Source organism: Curtobacterium flaccumfaciens (assembly GCF_018598405.1).
In the GTDB taxonomy this organism is placed as follows: domain Bacteria; phylum Actinomycetota; class Actinomycetes; order Actinomycetales; family Microbacteriaceae; genus Curtobacterium; species Curtobacterium aurantiacum.
Window position 1 is genome coordinate 66,876 of the sequence record NZ_JAHEWS010000018.1, and the last position, 9,787, is coordinate 76,662.

Genomic DNA, 9,787 nt, shown 5'->3' on the forward strand with positions numbered 1-9,787 from the left:
CGCGGCGCTTCCATCCCGTAAAGTGGTCGTGACCCGTGGACATTCCGGGTCAGCGCATGCCCGGACGCCGCCGCAGTCGTCCACCGAGTGTGCGAGCTGATGCGAACAGACTGAGGTTCCCTTGCCGACTGCCACCGTGACCCGGCCAGACACCGATCGACCCCGATCGCCGCTGTCCCGCAAGGTCCGTGCGTACGTCTCGTTGACGAAGCCGCGCGTGATGGAGCTGCTGCTCGTCACCACGGCGCCGACGATGTTCCTCGCCGAGCGCGGCGTCCCCGACCTGTGGCTCGTCTTCTGGACCATGCTCGGCGGTGCGATGTCGGCCGGTTCGGCTTCGGCCTTCAACTGCTACATCGACCGCGACATCGACCGGTTGATGAAGCGCACGAGCACCCGTCCGCTCGTGACCGGTGAGCTGTCCGACCGCGAGGCCCTCGTGTTCTCGTGGGTGCTCGGCATCTTGTCCACGGCGGTGCTCGGGTTCCTGGTGAACTGGCTCGCCGCGGCGCTGAGCGTCATCGCGATCCTCATCTACGTCTTCCTCTACACGCTCTGGCTCAAGCGCCGGACCCCGCAGAACATCGTGTGGGGCGGTTCGGCCGGCTGCATGCCCGTGCTCATCGGCTGGGCGGGCGTCACCGGGTCGCTGACCTGGACCCCGGTCATCCTGTTCATGGTGATCTTCCTCTGGACGCCGCCGCACTACTGGCCCCTGTCGATGAAGTACCGCGACGACTACGACGCGGCCGACGTGCCGATGCTCGCCGTGGTCCGCGGCCGCACCGTCGTCGGTCTGCAGGTCGTGCTGTACGCCTGGGCGACGCTCGTCTGCTCGCTCCTGCTCATCCCCGTCGGGCACATGGGGCCGCTCTACACGGTGGTCGCGCTCGCTGGCGGCATCTGGTTCGTGGTCGAGTCGCACCGTCTTTACTCGCGGGCGATCCAGCACGTCGAGCACGTGCACCCGATGCGGGTGTTCCACAGCTCGATCACGTACCTGACGCTGCTCTTCATCGCCGTGGGCATCGACCCGCTGCTCCCGCAGGTCTTCACCTTCTAGGTCGGTCGCGCCCGGGTCCGCGCCCGCGCCCGCGCGAGCTCGATCTGCAGGACGCGGTCGTGTCCATTTGACGCCGTCGTGTCGCCGCAGTGCGGTCGTTTCCGTACGACGCCGTCGTGTCGGCATGACGCCACCCATCCGCCGAGACGCCGCCGAAACCGGCGGCGTCTCGAGCGTTCGGCGGCGTTCTCGCGCAACGCCGGCGTCCTGTACTGGGCACGAGGCGGCCTGGAGGCGCCGTTCGGACCCGCCACGGGCCTCCCGTTCGGTGCGGACTGCGTGGGCCGCGGCGCGGACGCGAGCCGCTGGGGATCGCGGATGGTGCGGACGTGGTGCGACGGAGTCGATGTCGAACGACGTCGGCGGTGTCGTTCCGCGTCAGCAGCGCCTCGCCCGACCCAGCCCCCTGCAAACACGACACCCCACGAGTCGAGCGACTCGTGGGGTGCCGGAGAACGGGTGTCGTGCGTTCGACGCGCCCGGGCGTCAGGCGTCGATGGGTTCCCGCACGGCACTCCGGCCGGCCGAGGCCCGCGTCGAGAGCACCACGGCGGTCACGGCACCGACGAGCAGCCCGGCGAGCACCATGTGCGTGCCGACGAGTCCGACGGGCAGGCCCGTCCGTGCCTGGGTGAGCCCGACGGCGATCTGCAGGAACTCGACGACGAGCAGCATGAGCGGCCACTTGCTCGGGCGGCCCAGGCGGACGGCGCCGACGACGAGCACCAGGGTCAGTGCGAAGAGCGCGTACGCGGGCCAGGCGTGCACGTGCTCCATCACCGCGGGGTCGAACCCGGTGCGGTGCAGGCGGCCGCCGTCGACCGCGGCGTCGGCTCCGGCGTGCGGCCCGCTGCCGGTGGTGAGGATGCCGACCAGCACGGTCACGACGACGGCGGCCACGGTGCCACGGACGACACCCGTGTACCAGCCGGGGACGAGGCGCTCCGCGGTGCGGGGGCCGTTCGTCGTGCGGTAGACCAGGGCGGCGGTCACCGACGTGAGCGCCGCGGAGACGACGAAGTGCAGCCCGACCACGAAGGGGTTCAGGTTCGTCCAGACGCTCATGCCGCCGATGACGGCCTGCACGGGGATCGCGACGCCCTGAGCGAACGCCAGCCAGAAGAGTTCGGGGCGCGTGCGGAGCATCCGGACGACCGCGAGGAACATCGCGACGGCGACGATCACGAGCACGAAGGTGAGCAGACGGTTGCCGAACTCGATGACACCGTGTATGCCCATCTCCGGCGTGGAGACCAGCGAATCCGCCGTGCACTTGGGCCAGGTGGGGCATCCGAGGCCCGAGGCGGTGAGGCGCACGAGGCCTCCGGTGCCGATCAGCACGACCTCGACCACGAAGGACGCCCAGGCCAGTGCGACGACGCGACGGTCGACCACGCGGGGGAGCGACCACCACCGTCCGGTCCGGAGATCCTGCTCGACGGGGGATCCGACGCGTGTCACGAGGGTGGTGCCTTCCTGTTGTTCCGTGCAGTGAACCTGTAGGATTCGAGGGTTCAGCAGCAGTCAAGTCTAGGCAGGCGCCGGCTCCGAATGAGCCGAGATCGCCGATCACTCCACGGACTGCGTGGAACCATTGTCGTTGCGAGGGAGCAGCACCGGGTCCGCATGTCAGCGGTCCGCGGTGGAATGGCGTCCAGACGCCACGGGTTGACACCTGCAACGCTGTCCCGCGAGAAGGAAACGAGGAGACCATGTCCGACGTGCTCATCGACCGTCCCGAGCTCGAAGGTCTCGGCCAATACGAGTTCGGCTGGTCCGACTCCGACTCGGCAGGGTCCTCCGCCCGTCGTGGGATCTCGGAAGAGGTCGTCACCGACATCTCGAACCTCAAGAACGAGCCCGAGTGGATGCTGAAGAACCGCCTCAAGGGGTTGTCGCTCTTCGGCCGCAAGCCGATGCCGACGTGGGGTGCCGACCTGACGGGCATCGACTTCGACAACATCAAGTACTTCGTCCGCTCCACCGAGAAGCAGGCGCAGTCGTGGGAAGACCTCCCCGAGGACATCCGTGCGACCTACGAGAAGCTCGGCATCCCCGAGGCCGAGCGCCAGCGCCTGGTCGCCGGCGTCGCCGCGCAGTACGAGTCCGAGGTCGTCTACCACCAGATCCGCGAGGACCTGGAGCAGCAGGGCGTCATCTTCATGGACACCGACACGGCGCTCCGTGAGCACCCGGAGCTGTTCGAGGAGTACTTCGGCACCGTGATCCCGGCCGGCGACAACAAGTTCGCCGCGCTGAACACGGCCGTCTGGTCCGGTGGCTCGTTCGTCTACGTCCCGAAGGGCGTGCACGTCGAGATCCCGCTGCAGGCCTACTTCCGGATCAACACCGAGAACATGGGTCAGTTCGAGCGGACGCTGATCATCGCGGACGAGGACTCGTACGTCCACTACATCGAGGGCTGCACCGCCCCGATCTACAAGTCCGACTCGCTGCACTCGGCCGTCGTCGAGATCATCGTGAAGAAGAACGCCCGCGTTCGCTACACGACGATCCAGAACTGGTCGAACAACGTCTACAACCTCGTCACCAAGCGCGCGATCGCGCACGAGGGCGCGACGATGGAGTGGATCGACGGCAACATCGGCTCCAAGGTCACGATGAAGTACCCGTCGATCTACCTCGCCGGTGAGCACGCCAAGGGCGAGACGCTCTCCGTCGCCTTCGCAGGCCCCGGGCAGCACCAGGACGCCGGCGCGAAGATGATCCACATGGCGCCGTACACGACGTCGTCGATCGTCTCGAAGTCGATCGCCCGTGGTGGCGGTCGTGCGGGCTACCGCGGAGAGGTCCGGGTGGACCCGGGAGCGCACCACGCCGCCAACACCGTGCGCTGTGACGCCCTGCTCGTCGACACGATCAGCCGGAGCGACACGTACCCGGCGATCGACATCCGCGTCGACGACGTCCAGCTGGGCCACGAGGCCACGGTCTCGCGTGTCAGCGAGGAGCAGCTCTTCTACCTCATGTCCCGTGGCATGGCCGAGGACGAGGCGATGGCGATGATCGTGCGTGGCTTCATCGAGCCGATCGCCCGCGAGCTCCCCATGGAGTACGCACTCGAACTCAACAAGCTCATCGAGATGAGCATGGAAGGATCCGTCGGCTAGATGTCCAGCACCACCCCTCCCCACATCGACCAGCCGATCGAGCCCGCTGCCGCAGCGCAGGGCGGCACCCAGCACGGCGCCGGAGCCCACTCCGACGGCGGCTGGGACGCCCCCGACAAGAAGGTGCCGGTCCAGACCCGCTCCGAGCGGTTCCAGTCCGGCGACGTCGAGGCGTTCCCGAAGGTCACCGGCCGAGAGGTCAACTGGAAGTTCGCGCCGCTGACCAAGCTCCAGCCACTGCTGGACGGTGCGCTCGACGGATCCGCCTACCCGTACCTCGCCCGACAGTCCGAGGGTGCCGACGTCGAGTGGGGTCGCAGCGACGACCCCCGCGTCGGCTCCGCCGGTCTGCCCGAGGACCGCGCCTCGGCCGCAGCCTGGACCGCGCGCGACGCGGTGCTGGCGATCACGATCAAGGCCACCGAGGCGCACGAGTTCATCACCGTGACCCGCTCCGACTTCGGGTCGCAGCCGCGTGCCGCGCACACGGTCATCACGGCCGAGCCGAACGCGCAGGGCATCGTCGTGCTCGACAACCGCGGCAGCGCCCTGTTGAGCGAGAACGTCGAGATCGTCGCGCAGCAGAACGCACGACTGACCGTCGTCAGCCTGCAGGACTGGGACGACGACGCCGTGCACGTCTCGACGCACTTCGCCGAGGTCGGCCGCGACGCCTTCCTGAAGCACGTCGTGGTCTCGCTCGGCGGCGACGTCATCCGGGTCAACCCCTCGACGCACCTCGGTGCGCAGGGCGCCGACACGGAGATGTACGGCGTGTACTTCGCCGACGCCGGCCAGTACATCGAGCAGCAGGTCTACGTGAACCACGATGCGCCGAACACGCGCGGCCGGGTCAACTACAAGGGCGCGCTGCAGGGTCAGGGCGCGCACACCGTCTGGATCGGTGACGTCCTGATCGGCCGCGCCGGCGACGGCACCGACTCGTACGAGCAGAACCGCAACCTCGTGCTGACGGACGGCACCCGTGCCGACAGCATCCCGAACCTCGAGATCGAGACGGGCAACATCGAGGGTGCCGGGCACGCGAGTGCGACCGGTCGCTTCGACGACGAGCAGCTGTTCTACCTGCAGTCCCGCGGAGTCCCGGAAGAAGAAGCCCGGCGCCTCGTCGTGCTCGGCTTCCTGGTCGAGGTCATCCAGAAGATCGGTGCCCCCGAGCTCGAGGAACGCCTCATCGCGGCGGTCGAGCAGGAGCTGGCCGAGGGCCGTTCGGTCATCGCCGCACCGGCTGAGCCCAGCACAACGGCGGCCAACGCAACGGAGGCCAACGGCTCGGAGGCCAACGCCTGATGGCCGAGAAGGTCTGCGCCGAAGCCGACATCGCGGTGGACAGCCCGATGCGGGTGGTCGTCGACGGCACGGCGGTCGCGATCGTCAAGGACTCGTCCGGCACGGTCCACGCCATCGGCGACACCTGCACGCACGGCGACATCTCGCTGGCCGAGGGCTTCGTCGAGGGTGACTCGCTGGAGTGCTGGGCCCACGGGTCCCGCTTCTCGCTGAGCACCGGCAAGCCGCAGAACTTCCCGGCCTACGAGCCCGTCCCGGTCTTCCGGGTCGAGGTCCGCGACGGCGACGTCTACGTCGACGTGCAGGACGTCGTCCCGGTCGACTGAGCACCCCCAACACTTCCCGCGGCTGACGCCGCACCACAGCTGCAACCGAAGGAACGCAATGTCCACTCTGGAAATCCGTGACCTCAAGGTCTCGATCGACACCGATCAGGGCACCAAGGAGATCCTGAAGGGTGTCGACCTCACCATCAACGAGGGCGAGATCCACGCGATCATGGGGCCGAACGGCTCCGGCAAGTCCACCCTGGCGTACACGATCGCCGGGCACCCCCGGTACAACGTCGTCGGTGGCACGATCACCCTCGACGGCGAGGACGTCCTCGCGATGAGCGTCGACGAGCGTGCCCGTGCCGGCATGTTCCTCGCGATGCAGTACCCGGTCGAGATTCCCGGCGTCACGGTGTCGAACTTCCTCCGTACCGCGAAGACGGCGATCGACGGCGAGGCCCCGGCCCTGCGCGGCTGGATCAAGGAGCTCCGCCAGTCGATGGCCGACCTGAAGATGGACTCGTCGTTCGCCGAGCGCAACGTCAACGAGGGCTTCTCCGGTGGTGAGAAGAAGCGCCACGAGATCATGCAGCTCGAGCTCCTCAAGCCGAAGTTCGCCGTCCTCGACGAGACCGACTCCGGCCTCGACGTCGACGCACTGAAGATCGTGTCCGAGGGCGTCAACCGTGCGAAGGCCGCGACCGGCCTCGGCGTGCTGCTCATCACCCACTACACCCGCATCCTCCGCTACATCAAGCCGGACTTCGTGCACGTGTTCGTCGCCGGCAAGATCGCGGAGCAGGGCGGCCCCGAGCTCGCCGACCGCCTCGAGAACGAGGGCTACGACCGCTACGTGCAGGTCGCCGCCGCCGAGGCGCAGGCCTGATGATCGCCGCACTCGCTCCCGACAAGTTCGACGAGGTCGTCGAGGGCCTCAAGGAGGTCCAGGACCCGGAGCTCGGCGTGAACATCGTCGACCTCGGCCTGATCTACGACCTCGCCTGGGACGACGACGCGAACGCGCTCGTCATCAGCATGACGCTCACCAGCGCCGGCTGCCCCCTGACCGACGTCATCGAGGGCGACACCGCGAACGCCCTCGACGGCATCGTGGACGCCTTCCGGATCAACTGGGTCTGGATGCCGCCGTGGGGTCCGGAACGGATCACCGACGACGGACGCGAGATGATGCGCGCCCTCGGGTTCGCGATCTAGTCGCGACCCACCCGGACGGGAGGCGCGGTGCCAGCTGGCACCGCGCCTCCCGTTCGTCTGTGCGCACGCCACGCGCGGGGCGCGCCGCCGAGTGGTCGCAACCGCCCGCTCACCTTCTCCGGGCGGTCACGTTCTGTCGGCTGGCCGTGCTCCAGGCGACGGAACGTGACCACTCGGCGTCCGGGCGACGGGAAGTCATGACCGACCGCCACCCCGTCCCCGCACCGACAGTCCGTCCCCGCGCCAGACGCAGAACGGCCCCGCACCGAACCGGTGCGGGGCCGTTCTCGTACGCGGCGTCAGCGGCGGCCGACGGCCTTCCACGCGAGGGGCAGGATGCCGGCCGCGATGAGGGCCTTGGCGATGCCGCCGACGATGAACGGGTACAGGCCGGCGGCGAGCACCGACTGCAGGTCGCTCGGTGCACCGAGCTGACCGAGCGCCACGGCCAGGTACGGCAGGCCGGTCACGAACGGGATGGCGCTCGCGAGCAGCATCGCGACCGCCGCGCGGCCGACGTTGCGGTCCCAGTCGCGGCGGGCGAGCCAGCCGACGAGCCCGGCGGCCGGGATGAAACCGATGACGTAGCCGAAGCTCGGCAGCGCGAGGGCCTGCAGCCCGCCCTGCATGTCGGCGAAGAACGGGGCACCCGCGAGTCCGGCGACCGCGTAGACGAGCAGCGAGAGCATGCCGCGGCGGGCACCGAGCGTCGCGCCGACGAGCACGACGGCGAGGGTCTGCCCGGTGATCGGGACCGGCCACATCGGGACCTCGAGCTGCGCCATCGCGGCGGTGAACAGGGCTCCGCCGGCGACGAGGGCGGCGTCGGTGGCCAGCCCGTGCGTGCGCAGACGGTCGGCGAGGACTGCGCGGGGAGCGAACCCGGTGGCGTTCGTCATGGATTCTCCTAGAATGGACTGCTGGTCCCGTTTCGGAACCATCGGTCCCGTCAGCGTAGCGGTGCACCTCACGCACACACCGTTGTGCAAACCCACCAACTGATTGGACGTCCACTGTGCTTGCCGTGCACGAACTCGAGATCCGCGTCGGAGCTCGTCTCCTCATGGAGGACGTGTCCTTCCGTGTCGAGAAGGGCGACAAGATCGGACTCGTCGGCCGCAACGGCGCGGGGAAGACGACGATGACGAAGGCCCTCGCGGGCGAGACGCAGCCCACCGGCGGCAAGATCGAGCGCGGCGGTGAGATCGGCTACCTGCCGCAGGACCCCCGCTCCGGCGACCCGGAGGAGACCGCGCGGAAGCGCATCTTGGACGCCCGCGGGCTCGGTGAGCTCGTGGAGGGCATCCGCCTCGCGACCCTCGACATGGCGAGCGATGACCCAGCGGTGGCCGAGAAGGCCATGCGCCGCTACAGCCGCCTCGACGACCAGTTCAACGCGCTCGGTGGCTACGCAGCCGAGGCCGAAGCGGCATCGATCGCGTCGAACCTCAAGCTGCCGGACCGCATCCTCGACCAGCAGCTCAAGACGCTGTCCGGTGGTCAGCGCCGTCGCATCGAACTCGCCCGGATCCTGTTCTCGGACGCCGAGACGATGATCCTCGACGAGCCGACCAACCACCTCGACGCCGACTCCGTGGTGTGGCTGCGCGAGCACCTGAAGACCTACCCCGGCGGCGTCATCATCATCTCCCACGACGTGGAGCTCGTCGACGAGGTCGTGAACCGCGTCTTCTACCTGGACGCGAACCGCCAGACCATCGACATCTACAACATGGGCTGGAAGCTCTACCAGCGGCAGCGCGTCGCCGACGAGGAGCGCCGCCGCAAGGAGCGCGCGGGCGCCGAGAAGAAGGCCGCCACGCTGAAGGACCAGGCCGCGCGCTTCGGTGCCAAGGCGTCCAAGGCCGCGGCAGCGCACCAGATGGTCGCGCGCGCCGACAAGCTGCTCGCCGGCCTCGAGGACGAGCGCGTCGCCGACCGGGTCGCGAAGATCCGCTTCCCGACGCCGGCTCCGTGTGGCCGCACCCCGCTGATGGCCGAGGGGCTGTCGAAGTCCTACGGGTCGCTCGAGATCTTCGCGGGTGTCGACCTGGCGATCGACCGCGGCTCGCGCGTGGTCATCCTCGGGTTCAACGGTGCCGGCAAGACGACGCTGCTGCGCATCCTTGCGGGTGCCGACCAGCCCGACACCGGCGAGATCCAGCCCGGTCACGGTCTGCGCATCGGCTACTACGCGCAGGAGCACGAGAACATCGACATCAACCGCACGGTGATCGAGAACATGGTGTCGGCGTCGACCGACCTCAACGAGACCGAGGCCCGTCGGGTGCTCGGGTCGTTCCTGTTCACCGGCGACGACGGCTACAAGAAGGCCGGCGTGCTGTCCGGTGGCGAGAAGACGCGTCTGTCGCTCGCGATGATCGTCGTCTCGGGTGCGAACGTCCTGCTGCTCGACGAACCGACGAACAACCTGGACCCCGCATCGCGCGAGGAGATCCTCAACGCACTCGCCGGGTTCGAGGGCGCGGTCGTCCTGGTGTCCCACGACGCCGGTGCGGTCGAGGCACTCAACCCCGAGCGTGTGCTGCTCCTGCCGGACGGCACCGAGGACCATTGGAACAAGGACTACGCGGAGCTCATCGAGCTCGCGTAGCTGCCGCGCGGGTGGTCGGGCGAGGCCCGTCCGCACGGTGCCGGGTTCGCGGGCCGGTGCGGCGTTGCGTGCTGGGTGCGCGCTTGTAGCGCGGCACGGTGCGCGGAAGCGCGCACGGGGTTGCGAGGTGCGCACGGTGCGGACGGGAGGCGCGGTGCCGGTCGTGCGCCGTGCCTCCCGT

General features: G+C 68.9%; 9 protein-coding genes. 7 read left to right on the forward strand and 2 right to left on the reverse strand.

The features are described 5' to 3' along the window. The first annotated feature begins 136 nt into the window (after positions 1–136). Positions 137–1,063: a heme o synthase gene (locus KK097_RS12270; RefSeq protein ID WP_214529732.1), complete on the forward strand. Its 927-nt coding sequence runs from the start codon at positions 137–139 to the stop codon at positions 1,061–1,063. 486 nt (positions 1,064–1,549) lie between these two features. Here KK097_RS12270 and KK097_RS12275 read toward each other — a convergent pair whose 3' ends face one another. Next, complete coding sequence (locus KK097_RS12275; protein ID WP_214544998.1) at positions 1,550–2,524, reverse strand: COX15/CtaA family protein; 975 nt, start codon at positions 2,522–2,524, stop codon at positions 1,550–1,552. A gap of 251 nt (positions 2,525–2,775) precedes the next feature. Here KK097_RS12275 and sufB point away from each other — a divergent pair, with 251 nt between their 5' ends. Genes sufB through KK097_RS12300 form a run of 5 tightly spaced genes read left to right on the forward strand, consistent with a single transcriptional unit; the run spans position 2,776 to position 6,992 of the window. Then, entirely contained in the window at positions 2,776–4,194 is a 1,419-nt protein-coding gene (gene sufB / locus KK097_RS12280; RefSeq protein WP_214529730.1) for a Fe-S cluster assembly protein SufB, read from the forward strand. Then, positions 4,195–5,505, forward strand: a complete 1,311-nt coding sequence (gene sufD / locus KK097_RS12285) for a Fe-S cluster assembly protein SufD (RefSeq protein WP_214545000.1) — start codon at positions 4,195–4,197, stop codon at positions 5,503–5,505. Then, positions 5,505–5,831: a non-heme iron oxygenase ferredoxin subunit gene (locus tag KK097_RS12290; RefSeq protein WP_439647651.1), complete on the forward strand. Its 327-nt coding sequence runs from the start codon at positions 5,505–5,507 to the stop codon at positions 5,829–5,831. Before sufD ends, KK097_RS12290 begins: the two co-directional genes overlap by 1 nt. 58 nt (positions 5,832–5,889) lie before the next feature. Next, on the forward strand, positions 5,890–6,663 hold the full coding sequence (gene sufC, locus KK097_RS12295; RefSeq protein WP_071403760.1) for a Fe-S cluster assembly ATPase SufC: 774 nt from the start codon (positions 5,890–5,892) through the stop codon (positions 6,661–6,663). Then, complete coding sequence (locus KK097_RS12300) at positions 6,663–6,992, forward strand: metal-sulfur cluster assembly factor (RefSeq protein ID WP_017887270.1); 330 nt, start codon at positions 6,663–6,665, stop codon at positions 6,990–6,992. The genes sufC and KK097_RS12300 overlap by 1 nt, the downstream gene beginning before the upstream one ends. Positions 6,993–7,291: 299 nt before the next feature. Here KK097_RS12300 and KK097_RS12305 read toward each other — a convergent pair whose 3' ends face one another. Further along, positions 7,292–7,891 carry a biotin transporter BioY gene (locus tag KK097_RS12305; RefSeq protein WP_214545002.1) on the reverse strand — a complete coding sequence of 200 codons (600 nt, stop codon included), beginning with the start codon at positions 7,889–7,891 and terminating at the stop codon, positions 7,292–7,294. Between the two features lie 116 nt (positions 7,892–8,007). Here KK097_RS12305 and KK097_RS12310 point away from each other — a divergent pair, with 116 nt between their 5' ends. After that, positions 8,008–9,606 carry an ABC-F family ATP-binding cassette domain-containing protein gene (locus tag KK097_RS12310; protein WP_214545004.1) on the forward strand — a complete coding sequence of 533 codons (1,599 nt, stop codon included), beginning with the start codon at positions 8,008–8,010 and terminating at the stop codon, positions 9,604–9,606. The last annotated feature ends 181 nt before the right edge of the window (positions 9,607–9,787 follow it).

Coding starts and splice junctions, on each gene's coding strand:
- sufB (WP_214529730.1), top strand. CDS start 2,776: ATGTCCGACGTGCTCATCGACCGTCCCGAGCTCGAAGGTCTCGGCCAA.
- sufD (WP_214545000.1), top strand. CDS start 4,195: ATGTCCAGCACCACCCCTCCCCACATCGACCAGCCGATCGAGCCCGCT.
- KK097_RS12290 (WP_439647651.1), top strand. CDS start 5,505: ATGGCCGAGAAGGTCTGCGCCGAAGCCGACATCGCGGTGGACAGCCCG.
- sufC (WP_071403760.1), top strand. CDS start 5,890: ATGTCCACTCTGGAAATCCGTGACCTCAAGGTCTCGATCGACACCGAT.
- KK097_RS12300 (WP_017887270.1), top strand. CDS start 6,663: ATGATCGCCGCACTCGCTCCCGACAAGTTCGACGAGGTCGTCGAGGGC.
- KK097_RS12305 (WP_214545002.1), bottom strand. CDS start 7,891: ATGACGAACGCCACCGGGTTCGCTCCCCGCGCAGTCCTCGCCGACCGT.